This is a genomic window from Pseudomonas vanderleydeniana (genome assembly GCF_014268755.2).
GTDB lineage: Bacteria > Pseudomonadota > Gammaproteobacteria > Pseudomonadales > Pseudomonadaceae > Aquipseudomonas > Aquipseudomonas vanderleydeniana.
In genome coordinates, this window is the sequence record NZ_CP077093.1 from 2455032 (window position 1) to 2470883 (window position 15852).

The window sequence follows — 15852 nt, forward strand, 5'->3', positions numbered from 1 at the left end:
GAAAAAGTCTGGAGACTTTTAATGTCCTCTTTCATCGAAATGATTGAAAACATCACGCCCGATATCTACCAGAGCCTGAAACTGGCGGTGGAAATCGGCAAATGGTCCGATGGCCGCAAGCTCACCCCTGAACAGCGCGAGCTGTCGCTGCAGGCCATGATCGCCTGGGAAACCCAAAACCTGCCGGAAGAGGAACGTACCGGCTACATGGGGCCGCAGGAATGCGCGTCGAAGTCGGCGCCGATCCCGAACATCCTGTTCAAGTCGGATGCCATCCATTGATCGAGCTCGGCCGTGGTGCAGTCAGCAAGATGGCGACGCGTCTGGACGCGTCGACCGTGCAATACACTTTCCGCCTGGGTGACAGCGAGGTGCCGGTCAATCCGTTGATCGGCCAGAAGCTGCGCCTGGAGTTCCTGGGCGCCATCCACTGCACCCATTGTGGGCGCAAGACCAAGACCAGCTTCAGCCAGGGTTACTGCTACCCGTGCATGACCAAGCTGGCGCAGTGTGACACTTGCATCATGAGTCCGGAGCGTTGCCATTACGACGCCGGCACCTGCCGCGAGCCGGCCTGGGGCGAGCAGTTCTGCATGACCGACCATGTGGTCTACCTGGCCAACTCGTCGGGGATCAAGGTCGGTATCACCCGGGCTACCCAGCTGCCGACCCGCTGGCTCGACCAGGGCGCCAGCCAGGCGCTGCCGATCATGCGCGTGGCGACCCGCCAGCAGTCCGGCTTCGTCGAGGACCTGTTCCGCAGCCAGGTGGCCGACAAGACCAACTGGCGCGCCTTGCTCAAGGGCGATGCGCAGGCAGTGGACCTGTGCCAGGTTCGCGACCAGCTGTTCGAATCCTGCGCCGAAGGCCTGCTGGCCCTGCAGGAGCGTTTCGGCCTGCAGGCGATCCAGCCGGTGCTGGACATCGAACCGCTGGAAATCCGTTACCCGATCGAGGCCTATCCGACCAAGATCGTCAGCTTCAACCTGGACAAGAACCCGATTGCCGAAGGCACGCTGATGGGGATCAAGGGTCAGTACCTGATCTTCGACACCGGCGTGATCAATATCCGTAAATACACGGCCTACCAGCTCGCCGTGCATCAGTAAAAGGACGCACCCATGCGCACCGAACAGCCGAAGATGATCTATCTGAAGGACTATCAGGCCCCCGAGTACCTGATCGACGAGACGCACCTGACCTTCGAGTTGTTCGAGGACCACACGTTGGTCCATGCGCAACTACTGATGCGCCGCAACCCGGTACGCGGGGCCGGCCTGCCGCCGCTGGTGCTCGATGGCCAGTTGCTCGAACTGCTGTCGGTCAGCCTGGACGACCGTGAGCTGGGCGCCGCGGACTACCAGCTGGATGAGAATCACCTGACCCTGCAGCCCTCGGGCAACAGCTTCACCGTCGACACCAGCGTAAAGATCCACCCGGAAAGCAACACCGCACTGGAAGGCCTGTACAAGTCCAGCGGCATGTTCTGCACCCAGTGCGAGGCCGAAGGCTTCCGCAAGATCACCTACTACCTCGATCGCCCGGACGTGATGAGCACCTTCACCACGACGATCATTGCCGAGCAGCACCAGTACCCGGTGCTGCTGTCCAACGGCAACCCGATCGGCAGTGGTCCGCAGGAAGACGGGCGGCACTGGGCGACCTGGGAAGACCCGTTCATGAAGCCGGCCTACCTGTTTGCGCTGGTGGCCGGTGACCTGTGGTGCGTCGAGGACAGCTTCACCACCATGACCGGGCGCGACGTGGCGCTGCGTATCTATGTCGAGCCGGAAAACATCGACAAGTGCCAGCACGCCATGAACAGCCTGAAGAAGTCGATGCGCTGGGACGAAGAGGTCTACGGCCGCGAGTACGATCTGGACATCTTCATGATCGTCGCGGTCAACGATTTCAACATGGGCGCCATGGAGAACAAGGGCCTCAACATCTTCAACTCCAGCGCGGTGCTGGCCCGCGCCGAAACCGCCACCGACGCCGCGCACCAGCGGGTCGAGGCGATCGTCGCCCACGAATACTTCCACAACTGGTCGGGCAACCGCGTGACCTGCCGCGACTGGTTCCAGCTGTCGCTCAAGGAAGGTTTCACCGTCTTCCGTGATGCCGGCTTCTCTTCGGACATGAACTCGCGCACGGTCAAGCGCATCCAGGATGTCGCCTACCTGCGCACCCACCAGTTCGCCGAGGATGCCGGCCCGATGGCCCACGCGGTGCGTCCGGACAGCTTCATCGAGATTTCCAACTTCTACACCCTGACCGTCTACGAGAAGGGCTCGGAAGTGGTCGGCATGATCCACACCCTGCTCGGTGCCGAGGGCTTCCGCAAGGGCAGCGACCTGTACTTCGAACGCCACGACGGCCAGGCGGTGACCTGCGATGACTTCGTCAAGGCCATGGAAGACGCCAACGGCGTCGACCTGACCCAGTTCAAGCGCTGGTACAGCCAGGCCGGCACGCCACGCCTGGCGGTCAGCGAACGCTACGATGCGCAGGCGCAGACCTATAGCCTGACCTTCCGCCAGAGCTGCCCGCAGACCCCGGACAAGCAGGAAAAACTGCCGTTCGTGATCCCCGTGGAACTGGGCCTGCTGGATGCCCGGGGCGCGGAAATCGCCCTGCAACTGGCCGGGGAGGCCGCTCCGGGCGCCACCAGCCGCGTGCTGTCGGTGAGCGAGGCCGAGCAGACCTTCACCTTCGTTGGCATCGCGGCCAAGCCGTTGCCGTCGTTGCTGCGCGGTTTCTCGGCACCGGTCAAGCTGAGCTTCCCCTATGACCGCGACCAGCTGATGTTCCTGATGCAGCATGACCGCGATGGCTTCAACCGCTGGGACGCCGGCCAGCAACTGTCGGTGCAGGTGCTGCAGGACCTGATCGGGCAGCATCAGCAGGGGCAGGAACTGGTGCTCGACCAGCGCCTGGTCGTCGCACTGCGCAGCGTGTTGGCCAACGACCAGCTGGACCAGGCGATGGTCGCCGAGATGCTGTCGTTGCCGAGCGAGGCCTACCTCACCGAAATCAGCGAGGTGGCGCAAGTCGACTCGATCCACGCGGCCCGCGAATTCGCCCGCCAGCAACTGGCCGAGCAACTGTTCGACAGCCTGTGGCAGCGTTACCAGGCCAACCGCGAAGTGTCGAAGAACACCGCCTACATTGCCGAAAACGAGCACTTCGCCCGTCGTGCGCTGCAGAACATCGCGCTGTCCTACCTGATGCTCAGTGGCAAGCCGCAGGTGCTGGCCGCGACCCTGGAGCAGTTCGACGCCGCCGACAACATGACCGAACGCCTGACCGCCCTGGCGGTGCTGGTGAATTCGCCGTTCGAGGCAGAGAAGGCCAAGGCCCTGGCGGTGTTCGCCGAGCACTTCAAGGACAACCCGCTGGTCATGGACCAGTGGTTCAGCGTCCAGGCCGGCAGTACGCTGCCCGGTGGCCTGGAGCGGGTCAAGGCGCTGATGGAGCACCCGGCATTCACGTTGCGCAACCCGAACAAGGTGCGCGCGCTGATCGGTGCGTTCGCCGGGCAGAACCTGATCAACTTCCATGCGGCGGACGGCTCCGGCTATCGCTTCCTGGCGGACATCGTGATCCAGCTCAACGCGCTGAACCCGCAGATCGCCTCGCGCCAGCTGGCGCCGCTGACCCGCTGGCGCAAGTACGACAAGGCCCGCCAGGCGCTGATGAAGGCCGAGCTGGAGCGCATTCGTGCTTCGGGCGAACTGTCGGCAGATGTCTACGAGGTGGTCAGCAAGAGCCTGGCCTGAGGTTGTTCTGCCAGACCAGTGGGTGGCTCCGGACTGAGCTTTCCATGTCAGGCCTGAGCCGATCTTGTGGCGAGCGGGCTTGCCCGCGCTGGAGCGCGAGGCGCTCCCAAACCCGGCGATTGCGGTGTATCAGGTATACCGGGTTGTCAGGTTTTGCGGCCGCTGCGCGGCCGAGCGCAGGCAAGCCTGCTCGCCACAATGCAATGCAGCACAAGCAGCACACCTTAAGCAGTGCTTCTGTGCATCGACAGCCAACCCCCTGCAAAGGCCACATCCGTGGCCCTCGTTCATCACCCCTCCTGATGCCCCGATATTCATGTCCCCCCGCAAGGCCCCGGGTTAACAAAAGATAACGTGGCGTCGATTGTCAGACGATTCCAAAGCCCGATAGGATAGCTCCAGCCTTGGAAGGGGCTCTAGATTGCTGGTTTCAGACGATCGGCAACGCTGAAAACGCCCTTGAAGGCGCCCTGAAAGGTTGGACGACCTAACAATAATAAAGGGGGAAAAGGTCTATGAATGAGCCTGTGAAGGGTACGGGTTCCCGCCGACCGCCAACCTGGCGGCGCGCGGTCTTGCTGACCTCGATGCTCTCCTTGTCCGGGCTGGCGCTGCTGGCAGGCCCCGTGGACGCGACCGCTGCCGGTGCGGCTGACGGTGTCTATGCCATCGAGTCCTCCAAGGCCGCCAAGGGCCTGCTGCTCGACGTGGTCCACGCCGGTGCCCGCCTGGTCGCCGTGGGGGATCGCGGGCACATCCTGTTTTCCGATGACCAGGGCACGACCTGGACCCAGGCCCGGGTACCGACCCGGCAACTGCTCACGGCGGTCTACTTCGCCGATGACAAGCACGGCTGGGCTGTCGGCCATGACGCACAGATCCTCGCCAGCAGTGATGGCGGCGCCACCTGGACCAAGCAGTTCGAAGACCTCAAGCGTGAAGCACCGCTGCTGGACGTCTGGTTCAAGGATGCCACTACCGGTTTTGCCGTGGGCGCCTATGGGGCCCTGCTCGAAACCACCGATGGCGGCCAGCACTGGGAAGACGCCAGCGACCGCCTCGACAACGAAGACCAGTACCACCTCAACGCCATCGCTGCGGTCAAGGACTCCGGCCTGTTCATCGTCGGGGAGCAGGGCAGTATGTTCCGGTCGGCCGACTGGGGCCAGACCTGGGAGCGCCTCGATGGCCCCTACCAGGGCTCGCTGTTCGGCGTGATCGGTACCGCGGAGCCGGCCACGCTGATGGCCTACGGCTTGCGCGGCAACCTCTATCGCTCCACCGATTTCGGCTCCAGCTGGGAGCCGGTGGAACTCAAGGCCGCCCGTGGTGCGCTGGAGTTCGGCCTGTCCGGCGGCGCGCTGCTGGCCGACGGTTCGCTGGTGATCGTCGGCAACGGTGGCAGCGTGATCCGCAGCACCGATGACGGCGTGACCTTCAGTGTCTTCAATCGTCCCGACCGCATTTCCTTATCGGCGGTCACCACGGCCGGCAACGGCAACCTGATCCTGGTCGGCCAGGGCGGCGCCCACCTCACCTCGCCAACCGGCAGCGAGCAGGGCAAATAACAAGAAGGCGGGGAGTTTCACATGAGCAGTCATCATCAGGACAAGGCGACGTTTCTCGAACGCCTGATTTTCAACAACCGCCCGGCAGTGATCGCGATCTGCCTGCTGGTCAGTATCTTCCTGTTCTGGCAGGCGACGCTGATCCGTCCGTCCACCAGTTTCGAGAAAATGATCCCGCTCAAGCATCCGTTCATTGAAAAGATGATGGAGCACCGCAACGACCTGGCCAACCTCGGCAACACCGTGCGTGTATCGGTGGAGGCCCGGGACGGCGACATTTTCAGCAAGGAATACATGGACACCTTGCGCCAGATCCACGACGAGGTGTTCTACATCCCCGGCGTCGACCGCTCCGGCCTCAAGTCGCTGTGGAGCCCCAGCGTGCGCTGGACCGAAGTGACGGAGGAGGGCTTCGCCGGCGGCGAGGTGATCCCGCAGAGCTACAACGGCTCGGCCGACAGCCTCGACCAGCTGCGCAACAACGTGCTCAAGTCCGGCCAGGTCGGCCGCCTGGTGGCCAACGACTTCAAGTCGAGCATCGTCGACATCCCGCTGCTGGAGGCCTACCCGGACCCGCAGGACCAGGGCAAGCTGCTCAAGCTGGACTACCAGAAGTTCTCGCACCAGCTCGAAGAGAAGATCCGCGACAAGTTCGAGGCGCAGAACCCCAATGTGAAGATCCACATCGTCGGGTTCGCCAAGAAGGTCGGTGACCTGATCGACGGCCTGATCATGGTGGTGCTGTTCTTCGGCGTGGCCTTCGTCATCACCCTGGTGCTGCTGTACTGGTTCACCTGGTGTATCCGCAGCACCATCGCCGTGCTGATCACCACCCTGGTGGCGGTGATCTGGCAACTGGGGCTGATGCATGCCGCCGGCTTCGGGCTGGACCCGTATTCGATGCTGGTGCCGTTCCTGATCTTCGCCATCGGCATCTCCCACGGCGTGCAGAAAATCAACGGTATCGCCTTGCAGTCCAGCGAGGCCGACAACGCCCTGACGGCGGCGCGGCGCACGTTCCGGCAACTGTTCCTGCCCGGCATGATCGCGATCCTGGCCGACGCCGTGGGCTTCATCACGCTGCTGATCATCGACATCGGCGTGATTCGCGAACTGGCGATCGGTGCGTCGATCGGCGTGGCGGTGATCGTGTTCACCAACCTGATCCTGTTGCCGGTGGCGATTTCCTATGTCGGCATCAGCCGCAAGGCCGTCGAGCGCAGCAAAAAGGATGCGACCCGCGAGCATCCGTTCTGGCGCCTGCTGTCGAACTTCGCCAGCCCCCGGGTCGCGCCGGTGTCCATCATCCTGGCCCTGCTGGCCTTCGGCGGCGGCCTCTGGTACAGCCAGAACCTGAAGATCGGCGACCTCGACCAGGGCGCGCCGGAACTGCGTCCCGACTCGCGCTACAACAAGGACAACAGCTTCATCATCAACAACTACTCGACCAGCTCCGACGTGCTGGTGGTGATGGTCAAGACCGCCTCCGAGGGTTGCTCGCGCTACGCGGCCATGGCACCGATCGACGAGTTGATGTGGAAACTGCAGAACACCGAGGGCGTGCAGTCGGCGATCTCCCTGGTGACCGTGTCCAAGCAGATGATCAAGGGCATGAACGAGGGCAACCTGAAGTGGGAGACCCTGTCGCGCAACCCGGACGTGCTGAACAACTCCATCTCCCGTGCCGACGGCCTGTACAACGCCGACTGCTCGCTGGCGCCGGTGCTGGTGTTCCTCAACGACCACAAGGCCGCCACCCTCGACCGGGCGGTGCATGCGGTGCAGGACTTCGCGAAGGAGAACAACAAGGATGGCCTGGAGTTCCTCCTGGCCGCCGGTAACGCCGGGATCGAGGCGGCCACCAACGAGGTGATCAAGCAGGCGGAACTGACCATCCTGATCCTGGTGTACATCTGCGTCGCGGCCATGTGCATGATCACCTTCCGCTCCTGGGCGGCGACCCTGTGCATCGTCCTGCCGCTGGTGCTGACCTCGGTGCTGGGCAACGCGCTGATGGCCTTCATGGGGATCGGCGTGAAGGTCGCGACCCTGCCGGTGGTGGCGCTGGGCGTGGGCATCGGCGTGGACTACGGGATCTACATCTACAGCCGCCTGGAGAGTTTCCTGCGCGCCGGGTTGTCGTTGCAGGAGGCCTACTACCAGACCCTGCGCTCCACCGGCAAGGCCGTGCTGTTCACCGGCCTGTGCCTGGCGATCGGTGTTTGCACCTGGATCTTCTCGGCGATCAAGTTCCAGGCCGACATGGGCCTGATGCTGACCTTCATGCTCCTGTGGAACATGTTCGGTGCGCTGTGGCTGCTGCCGGCGCTGGCGCGGTTCCTGATCAAGCCGGAGAAGCTGGCGGGCAAGGTGGGGGGCTCGTTGCTGGCCCACTGAGGGCGGGTGCCGGACAATGTGGCGAGCGGGCTTGCCCGCGCTCGACTGTGCAGCAGTCGTAAAGCGGGCGGCCGGGTTTTATCTGGAAAACCATGGCTGCAGGTTTTGGGGCTACCCCGCAGCCCCGCACGGGCAAGCCCGCTCGCCACATCGGTTTCTGAGTCCCTGGAACCTTTATGGCGCAATATCGCCTATCATTGCCCCTTTCCCGAAAAATGATAGAAAACGCCATGACCGACACCTTGCTCTCCGCCCTCCAAGCCTGCGACATGCTGGAAATCGACGGGCTGCACGCCTTCGATTTCACCCTCGACGATGCCGGCCTGCTGATCGAGTGCATGGATGGTCGCGCGGCCAAGCGCTGGACCTTCAGCCTGGCCCAGGTACAGGCCGCCACCTTCGACGAGGCCCTGCAGAGTTGGGTTCTGGTCGGTGATTCCGGCGAGCACCGCCTGGTGTGCATGAGCGCGTTCAGTGCCAAGGAGGAAGCGGAGGATGAACAGGATGATGCGTAAGTTCTGGCCCTTGCTGATGGCCGGCAGTATCGGTTCGATGCCGGTCCTGGCGGCTTCCGCCGATACCGTCCAGTTGCTGGTCGGCTCGTACACTGCCGGCAAGAGCGAAGGCATCTACCGCCTGCAGTTCGACAGCCGCACCGGCAAGCTCGATTCCAAACCGCTGCAGGTGATCAAGACCGCCAACCCGTCCTGGCTGGCCCTGTCGCCTGACCAGCGCCGGCTGTACGCGGTCAATGAAAACGGTCCCGGCCAGAAAGACCCGGTGGGTCGGGTCAGCGGCTACTCGATCGACCCCAAGAGTCATCAGCTCAAGCCGATCAACCAGGTGCAGAGCCTGGGCAACGAGCCGACCCACGCCAGCCTGAGCGCTGACCAGCGCTACCTGTTCGTCGCCAACTATTCGGTGCTGGAGGATCCGGGCGGCAGCCTGGCGGTCCTGCCGGTGGATGCCAAGGGCAAGCTCTCGCCACCGGTGCAGCTCAGCAGCCATCCGGCCAGCCTGGTCAACCTGGAGCGTCAGGCATCGGCCCACGTGCATTCGGTGGTGTCGTCGCCGGATGGGCGTTTCGTCTTCGCCAGCGACCTGGGCGCGGACAAGGTGTTCGTCTACAAATACGATCCCAAGGCCAACCCGGAAATGCCGCTGACCCCGGCCAACCCGGCCTACGTCCAGTTGCCACCGGGTAGCGGGCCGCGCCACCTGTTGTTCAGCGCCGATGGCAGGCATGCCTGGCTGACCAGCGAGATGAGCGCGCAGATCACCGTGTTCGACTACCAGGAGGGCAAGCTCACCCAGAAGCAGCGGGTCGAACTGGCCGACCAGCAACCGCTGTCGGACAAGGCCGGCGCAGCCTTGCACGCCTCGAAGGACGGCAAGTTCCTCTATGTCAGCAACCGCGGCACCGCCAACCAGTTGCTGGTCTTTGCCATCGACCCGGCCAGCGGCGAGCTCAAGGAGCTGCAACGCCGTGCCGTGGAAGGCGATCATCCGCGCGAATTCACCCTCGATCCGAGCGGCAAATTCCTGCTGGTGGCCAACCAGAAGAGCAACCAGATCGTGGTAATCGAGCGCGACGTCGACACCGGCCTGCTGGGTAAAACCGTGCAGAGTTTGCCCTTCGATGCCCCGAGCTACCTCGGATTCCTGCCGCGACAATAGACCGCAGGCCCCGGTCTACAAGGGGCTTGCACTTCTATTAATCACGCTGATATCCGCTACTGCTGCAATGAATTTCAACCCGAACACCCCTCGGATGTACTTTGGACTCACGGCCTGAAAGGGCAAGCCAGCCAACTGACATTCGAGGGTTTTCGACATGAACTTCAATCTTTTCTCCATCATCGCCGCTTCCGCCATCTCTGCTTCCGTTGCCCTGCCAGCCAGTGCCAACGTCGAGATCGGCGAGAAAAAATCCCATACCCAGAGCTACACCCCCAAGTACCTGCAACAGAGCGCCAACTTCTACGCCGCCCTGGATCACAAGGCTCAACACTGAGCGCTGAAATACCTCGCAACGCCGGAGCGAATGCACTCATTCGGCAGTGGGTCCATTGACCGCCTGCCATGAGAGTGAATTCGCCCCGGCGTTGTCGCATACGCCGTTTTAGTTGCAATAAAACTCATGTAGGCCGAATTAATTGACGCTGGCTTATTGACTCTTGGTAATTAAATTTGCTGATGACGACTATTTGAATAGTTGCCTACTTAGTTCTGCGGTTATGATGGATCCTATAGGCATGACATTCGCCTGTGGAGAAAGAACACCATGGCCAGCAACCTTCTGACATCTGCCCGACACGGCGCCTACCTGGCTATCGGCCTGTACGTGGTGCTGGTGCTGGTGGTCAGTCTGTCCAGCATGCTGCACGGCTCGGATGATGCGGCGATCCAGTTGGCGACGCCGAGCATCCCGCTCGAACACAAGACCCAGTCCGCCGGCGTGATCACGCACAGCGCCGACACCGGGGCCTGATCAACCGCCTGACGCATCGGCTCCGTCGGCGACCGCGCTCGGCTTGGCCATCACCGAGCCAAACAGCTCCGAGGCCAGGAACCGTTGCAGCCAATCCTGCAGGCGCCGATAGGGCGTCTGCGCGAACCATTCCCGATCGACGTGGGCGAACTGCCGGATGAACGGGGCCACGGCCATGTCGGCCAGGCTGCGGTGGTCGGCCAGCAACCAGTCGCGCTGTTGCAGCAACGCTTCCAGCTTTTGCAGGAACGGCTCGGCTTCGGCCCGATAATGCTCCATGGGAAACTCCGGGTAGCGCACCGCATACTTGTAGCGGTCGAGTCGGACCTTGAAGTCGCCGTCGTTTTCCTCGATCAGCGCGGCAGTGGCCTGCGCAGCCAACGGGTCACCCTGCAACAGCCAATCCTCGGGATCGTCCTGCGCGAGGGCCCAGAGCATGATCTCCAGGCTCTGCTCGATCACCTGGCCGTCGTCGCAGGCCAGCACCGGCACCGTGCCCTTGCTCGACAACGCGAGCATGGCCGCCGGCTTGGCCTTGAGGCTGACCTCCTCGATGTGCACCGTCACGCCTGAATAGCGCAACGCCAGGCGGGCGCGCATGGCGTAGGGGCAGCGGCGGAACGAGTAGAGGATGGCCGTTCTCATTTCACTTCCAGCGTGCTCAGGCCGTTGCCCTGGCGCTGCACCTGGATCTGCACCGGAATCCGCTCGTGCATTTCCTGCACGTGGGAAATCACCGCGACCTTGCGCCCCTGGGCCTGCAGCCCGTCGAGGGCGTCCATCGCCAGTTGCAGGGATTGCGGGTCGAGGCTGCCGAAACCTTCGTCGATGAACAGCGACTCGATCTTCAGCGTGCTCGACGCCATCGAGGCCAGGCCGAGGGCCAGGGCCAGCGAGACCAGGAAGGTCTCGCCGCCGGACAACGAATGCACCGAACGCAGTTCATCGCCCATTTCGATGTCCATCACCAGCAGCCCGAGCATACTGCCGCCGCGCTTGAGGCGATAGCGCCGCACCAGTTGGCGTAGCTGGGCGTTGGCATGATGGACCAGCAGGTCGAGGTTGTAGGCCTGGGCCAGTTTGCGGAAACGGTCGCCGGTGGCCGAGCCGATCAGCGCGTCCAGGCGGGCCCAGCGCTGATACTCGGCATAGGCCTCGGTGATCCGCTGCGCCAGTGCCTGGTTGGCTTGCTGCCGGCGTTGGTCATCGGCCTGCTCGGCGCGCAGCTCGGCGCATTGCTGTTCACTGGCGCTGAACTGCTGCTGGTGTTCGGCAAGTGCGTGGGCCAATTGCTCGGCGTCGAGATTGCCGTTGTGCTGCGCCTGATGCGCTTGCAGGCGCTGCTCGCGCTCCAGCAGCAGCACCTGGGCCTGTTCGATGGTCTTTTCGTTCTGCTGCAGGCGTTGGCGCAGCTCGCCGACCTGCTCGTCGTCCAGCTCGAGCAAGGCTTGCAGAGCGCTGTCGTCCAGTTCCGGATGGCCGGCACGCCATTCGGCGATCTTGCCGGCCAGGGCGGCGGCCTCCTGCTCCAGGGCCTGCTGGCGTTCCTCGCGGGTCTTGAGCTCGGTGGCGATCTGTACCCGCTGGGTGCTGGCCTCCTGCAACGCCTGGGTCGTGCCGCTTGCGGCCTGGCGTGCCTGTTCCACCGCCTGTTCGAGTTGCTGCTGCCACTGTTCGGCACTCTCGTGTTCGCCGAGCAGTTGGCCCAGTTGCTGCTGGCTGGCCTGTTGTTGTCCGGCCAGCGCCTCGAATTGCTGCTGGGCGCCTTGCAGTTGCTGCTCGCGGCTCTGCTGGCGTTCCAGTTCCAGCTCCAGTGACTGCTGGCGTTGTTGCTGTTCAGCCAGTTCATCACGCTGCTGTTCGAGCTGCTGCAGGCGTTCGGCGATCTGCCGGTCCAGTTGCAGGAAGGTCGCCGCCGGCTCGTTGCGCAGGGCTTCCAGGGTCGGGGCCGGTAGCAGTGTGGCAAAAGCTGCCAGTTCGTCATCCAGGCGTTGGCGGTCGCTGGCCAGTTCGCGCTGCTGGTGCTCCAGCTGCTGGGCGGCCTGCTGGTGCGCTGCCTCGGCCTGGCGCAGTTGTTGGGTCAGGCGCGCGGCATCCTGTTGCAGGGTGAGCAGGGCACCCTGGCGCTGCTCGTCGCGCGTCAGGTTCTGGTTCAACTGGCTGGCTTGCCGTTCCAGCCAGGCATCGCGCTGCTGGGTGTCCTGGTCCAGCAGTTGGGCTGCCAGCGGATGGGCTTCCAGGCTGGGGGCCAGGGCCTGCTGCTGGCTTGCCAGTTGTTCCTGCTGCGCCAGCAGTTCCTTCTGCTGGGCGATCAATCCGCCCACCTCGGTGCGCAGCTCGGTGAGTCGCTCCTTGAGCCGATCGACTGCGGCCTGGGCGTTGGCCTGTTCGCTTTCATCGTGGCGGCCGAGGCTCTGCAGCAGGGCCTCGGGCTGGTGATAAGGGTGCTCGTGACTGCCGCAGACCGGGCAGGGCTGGTCATCCTGCAACTGCGCGCGCAGTTCCTCGACGCTGGCGCTGCGGGCCAGGCGCTGGCGTTCGAGCAGTTCGCGGGTGACGTGGAAGGCCTGCTCGGCGATGGCCAGCTCGGCCTTGGCCTTGACCCCGTCCTGGGTCAGGCGCTCGCGCTCCTGCTGGGCGCTGGTCAGGCGCTGTTGCAATTCGGCGCCGCGCTTGTCCAGCTCCTTTTGGCTGGACCATAGCCGAGCGAGGTCCTCGACGGCCCGCAACTGCTTGCGGTTGTCCTGCAGCAGGCTGCCGAGAATGCCGATCTGCTCGGCCACGGCATCAGGCTCGGCCGCCGCCTCCTGGTACAGCACTTCCAGTTGCTGTTTCTGCGCCGCGAGCGTTTGCGCGGTTTCGCCGGCCTTTTGCTCCAGGCCGGCCAGTTCGGCCTGGCCCTGGTTGAGCCGGTTGCCGATCAGCATCAGTTGTTGCAGGCGATCGCGGTAGGCATTCCAGGCTTCGCTCAGGGGCGCGAGGTCGGTGCCTTGCGCCAGTTGCGTGGCGATCTGCTGCAGGCGTTCGGCGACCTGCCGTTGCCGCTCCTGCAGTGCCTGGATCGTGTCCCGGCCCTGGTCCCGGGCCTGCTGCGCGCTGTCCTGCGCCTGTGCGGCGAGCGTGGTGTCCCTGGCCAGGCGGGCGAGGTTGCCCTGTTCCTCGAAGGCCTGGCGCAGCAGGGGGGCGCTGCTGCTCTGCTGTTGTTGCGCGGTGCTCAGCGCGCCCTGGGCGTCGGTCAGGCGCTGTTGCAGTTGTTCCTGGCTGGCACTCAGCTCGTCGTGCTGCTGGCGATGACGGGCGATCTGTTCGACCAGGGGCGTCAGTTGCCCGTCGACTTCAAGCTTGCGGGCGAAGTGATGCCGCTGCGGGGCCAACTGCTCCAGTCGGGTCAGTTTCAGGCGTTCCCCGGTCAGCGCCTGCTCCTGCTGCCGGGCGCTTTCCAGCTGTTCGGCGGCGGCCTGGTGGGCGTCCTGTAGCTGGCGCAATTCCTTGAGCCAACTGTGCTGCTGTTCCAGCTGGCGCAGTTGGGCCTTGTGCAGTTCCAGTTGTTGCTGGGCACCCTTGAAACGTTCGTCGAGTTCGGCGCGGGCTTCGGGGCTCATGGGGGTGAGGCCGACCGCCTGGTCCTGCAGCCGCTTGTGGGCCTCGCGGGCTTCCTTGGCCTTGTCGAAGGCGCGGCGGCCGAGCCTGGTGTAGAGCGCGGTGTCGGTGAGTTTTTCCAGCAGTTCGCTGCGCTCGTTGTCGTCGGCCTTGAGGAAGGCGCTGAACTCGCTCTGGGCCAGCAGCACGGCCCGGGTGAACTGTTCGAAGTTCAAGCCCAGGCAGGCTTCCAGCTGGGTCTTGTATTCGCCTTTCTGGCTGGCCAGCAGTTGGTCGCTGTCGAGGTCGCGCAGGCTCTGGCGGCTGGCCTGCAGCTTGCCGTTGGCCTTGTCCCGGGCGCGGTTGGCTTCCCAGCGGGCGCGGTAGCGGCGGCCGTCGATGCCGACGAAGTCGACCTCGGCAAAGCCGGCACCGGTGCCGCGGCGCAGCAGGGTGCGCGGGTCGCCGGTGCCGATTTCACCGTCGGCGTCCGGCACCTTGGCATCGCGCGAGGCGTTGTTCAGTCGTGGTACGGCGCCGAACAGCGCCAGGCAGAGGGCGTCGAGCAGGGTGCTCTTGCCGGCGCCGGTCGGTCCGGTAATGGCGAACAGCCCGGTGCTGGCCAGCGGCTCGGCGGTGAAGTCCAGTTCGAACGGGCCGGCCAGGGACGCCAGGTTCTTCAGGCGAATGGCAAGAATCTTCATGGCTGCTCGTCCTCCAGCTGCACGTCCTGCAACAGCAGGGCAAAGTCGGCGAGGGTCTGCGGGTCGACTTCACTGCCGTAGCTGTCCAGCCAGGCGCGGCTGAACAGATCCTGGGGGCTGAGCTGGTCGAGATCGACCAGGCGTCCCCCTTCGTCGTCCTCTTCGCCTGAGCCGCTGCCGGCGTATTCGGCGGCGATGCGTACCAGGCGCACGGCCTTGCCCAGCAACGCGCCTTCCACCTGCTGGCGCAGGTCCGGCTGCGGCTCGTCGAGGCGTACCCGTACTTCCAGCCAGGGTTGGCGTTGCAGGTCGGCCAGCAGGTCGACATCCGGCAGCTCGGCGAGCTGTTCAAGGATCTCGGCGAAGGGCAGTGGCCCCAGGCGCTGCAGGTCGACGGCGCGCGGGATCAGGCGCGGTTCGACGCTGACCAGGGTTTCACCGTCGAGGACGATATCGAGGATCTGGTGCTTGTAGCCGATCTCCGAGAACGACAGCGGAATGGGCGAGCCGCTGTAGCGGATGCGCTCCTCGCCATTGACCTTCTGCGGCTTGTGCAGATGGCCGAGGGCGACGTAGCTGACGCTGGCATCGAACAGGCTGGCCGGCAGGGCCTCGGCGTTGCCGATGATCAGGCTGCGTTCGGAGTCTTGCGAAACCGAGCCGCCAGCCATGTGCGCGTGGCTGATGGCGACCAGTGCCTGGCCTGGCTGGCGCTTGGCATTGGCCGCCTCGATCAGCCAGCGGTGTACCTGGCCGATGCCGCGCAGGTAGTCGTCGCCCAGCAGCGTACCGGTGACTTCGGCCGGCCGCAGGAAGGGCAGCGCCAGGCACCAGGCGGCGATGTCGCCGTTGGCCGCGGGCAGCGGGATCAGCAGGCGCTCGCTGTCGAGTTGGCCGTCGTCGAGCCAGAGCACCCGGCCCAGGGCGTGGGTACGCAGGCGGCGCATCAGTGGCGCGGGCAGTTCGATGCGTGAGCCGGAATCATGGTTGCCGGCGATCATGACGATGGTCAGTTGCGGCTGCTGTTCGTGAGCGTTGACGATGAAGTCATAGAGGCGCTCCTGGGCTTTGACCGGCGGGTTGACGGTATCGAAGATATCGCCGGCGATCAGCAGGACGTCCGGCTGCTGGCTGGCCAGTTGGGCAAGCAGCCAGCTCAGGAAGCAGGCGTGTTCGAAATCCCGCTCCTGGCCATGAAGATTCTGGCCCAGGTGCCAGTCGGAGGTATGAAACAGGCGCAAGACAAACTCCGCGAAGACGATGGCGACCGCCCAGGACGAGTGGCGGTGCGAAAGACCGACAAGTCTACTGGTAAATCCGTGGGGAGTGGGCGC

The 15852-nt window shown here is 64.3% G+C and carries 12 protein-coding genes; 9 read left to right on the forward strand and 3 right to left on the reverse strand.

What is annotated here, in order from left to right; translation table 11 throughout:
• Positions 1-21 precede the first annotated feature (21 nt).
• From HU752_RS11105 to HU752_RS11145, 9 genes are all read left to right on the forward strand, one after another.
• Positions 22-282, forward strand: a complete 261-nt coding sequence (locus HU752_RS11105; RefSeq protein ID WP_186680768.1) for a YeaC family protein — start codon at positions 22-24, stop codon at positions 280-282.
• Positions 279-1109: a DUF2797 domain-containing protein gene (locus HU752_RS11110; RefSeq protein ID WP_186680766.1), complete on the forward strand. Its 831-nt coding sequence runs from the start codon at positions 279-281 to the stop codon at positions 1107-1109. The genes HU752_RS11105 and HU752_RS11110 overlap by 4 nt, the downstream gene beginning before the upstream one ends.
• Before the next feature lie 12 nt (positions 1110-1121).
• On the forward strand, positions 1122-3779 hold the full coding sequence (gene pepN / locus HU752_RS11115) for an aminopeptidase N (protein ID WP_186680765.1): 2658 nt from the start codon (positions 1122-1124) through the stop codon (positions 3777-3779).
• A 515-nt stretch (positions 3780-4294) separates the two neighbouring features.
• Positions 4295-5347, forward strand: coding sequence for a WD40/YVTN/BNR-like repeat-containing protein (locus HU752_RS11120; RefSeq protein ID WP_186680763.1), 1053 nt, complete (start codon positions 4295-4297; stop codon positions 5345-5347).
• A gap of 21 nt (positions 5348-5368) precedes the next feature.
• A complete protein-coding gene (locus HU752_RS11125; protein WP_186680761.1) occupies positions 5369-7744 on the forward strand; it encodes an efflux RND transporter permease subunit in 2376 nt (791 codons plus the stop codon).
• A gap of 230 nt (positions 7745-7974) precedes the next feature.
• Complete coding sequence (locus HU752_RS11130; protein WP_186680760.1) at positions 7975-8259, forward strand: DUF5629 family protein; 285 nt, start codon at positions 7975-7977, stop codon at positions 8257-8259.
• Positions 8249-9421 (forward strand): lactonase family protein, encoded by a 1173-nt coding sequence (locus HU752_RS11135; RefSeq protein ID WP_186680758.1) that lies wholly within the window; start codon positions 8249-8251, stop codon positions 9419-9421. The genes HU752_RS11130 and HU752_RS11135 overlap by 11 nt, the downstream gene beginning before the upstream one ends.
• Positions 9422-9578: 157 nt before the next feature.
• Positions 9579-9758, forward strand: coding sequence for a hypothetical protein (locus HU752_RS11140; RefSeq protein ID WP_017907075.1), 180 nt, complete (start codon positions 9579-9581; stop codon positions 9756-9758).
• A gap of 270 nt (positions 9759-10028) precedes the next feature.
• A complete protein-coding gene (locus tag HU752_RS11145; RefSeq protein WP_186680756.1) occupies positions 10029-10235 on the forward strand; it encodes a hypothetical protein in 207 nt (68 codons plus the stop codon).
• Here the strand turns inward: HU752_RS11145 and HU752_RS11150 are convergent, their stop codons facing one another.
• The 3 genes from HU752_RS11150 to HU752_RS11160 are packed head-to-tail and all read right to left on the reverse strand — an operon-like array spanning position 10236 to position 15759.
• Positions 10236-10880: a glutathione S-transferase gene (locus HU752_RS11150; protein WP_186680754.1), complete on the reverse strand. Its 645-nt coding sequence runs from the start codon at positions 10878-10880 to the stop codon at positions 10236-10238.
• Positions 10877-14518 (reverse strand): AAA family ATPase, encoded by a 3642-nt coding sequence (locus tag HU752_RS11155; protein WP_186680752.1) that lies wholly within the window; start codon positions 14516-14518, stop codon positions 10877-10879. Before HU752_RS11155 ends, HU752_RS11150 begins: the two co-directional genes overlap by 4 nt.
• A complete protein-coding gene (locus tag HU752_RS11160) occupies positions 14515-15759 on the reverse strand; it encodes an exonuclease SbcCD subunit D C-terminal domain-containing protein (protein ID WP_186680750.1) in 1245 nt (414 codons plus the stop codon). The genes HU752_RS11155 and HU752_RS11160 overlap by 4 nt, the downstream gene beginning before the upstream one ends.
• Positions 15760-15852 lie beyond the last annotated feature (93 nt).

Coding starts and splice junctions, on each gene's coding strand:
- HU752_RS11135 (WP_186680758.1), top strand. CDS start 8,249: ATGATGCGTAAGTTCTGGCCCTTGCTGATGGCCGGCAGTATCGGTTCG.
- HU752_RS11150 (WP_186680754.1), bottom strand. CDS start 10,880: ATGAGAACGGCCATCCTCTACTCGTTCCGCCGCTGCCCCTACGCCATG.
- HU752_RS11140 (WP_017907075.1), top strand. CDS start 9,579: ATGAACTTCAATCTTTTCTCCATCATCGCCGCTTCCGCCATCTCTGCT.
- HU752_RS11145 (WP_186680756.1), top strand. CDS start 10,029: ATGGCCAGCAACCTTCTGACATCTGCCCGACACGGCGCCTACCTGGCT.
- HU752_RS11120 (WP_186680763.1), top strand. CDS start 4,295: ATGAATGAGCCTGTGAAGGGTACGGGTTCCCGCCGACCGCCAACCTGG.
- HU752_RS11125 (WP_186680761.1), top strand. CDS start 5,369: ATGAGCAGTCATCATCAGGACAAGGCGACGTTTCTCGAACGCCTGATT.
- HU752_RS11105 (WP_186680768.1), top strand. CDS start 22: ATGTCCTCTTTCATCGAAATGATTGAAAACATCACGCCCGATATCTAC.
- HU752_RS11155 (WP_186680752.1), bottom strand. CDS start 14,518: ATGAAGATTCTTGCCATTCGCCTGAAGAACCTGGCGTCCCTGGCCGGC.
- HU752_RS11130 (WP_186680760.1), top strand. CDS start 7,975: ATGACCGACACCTTGCTCTCCGCCCTCCAAGCCTGCGACATGCTGGAA.
- pepN (WP_186680765.1), top strand. CDS start 1,122: ATGCGCACCGAACAGCCGAAGATGATCTATCTGAAGGACTATCAGGCC.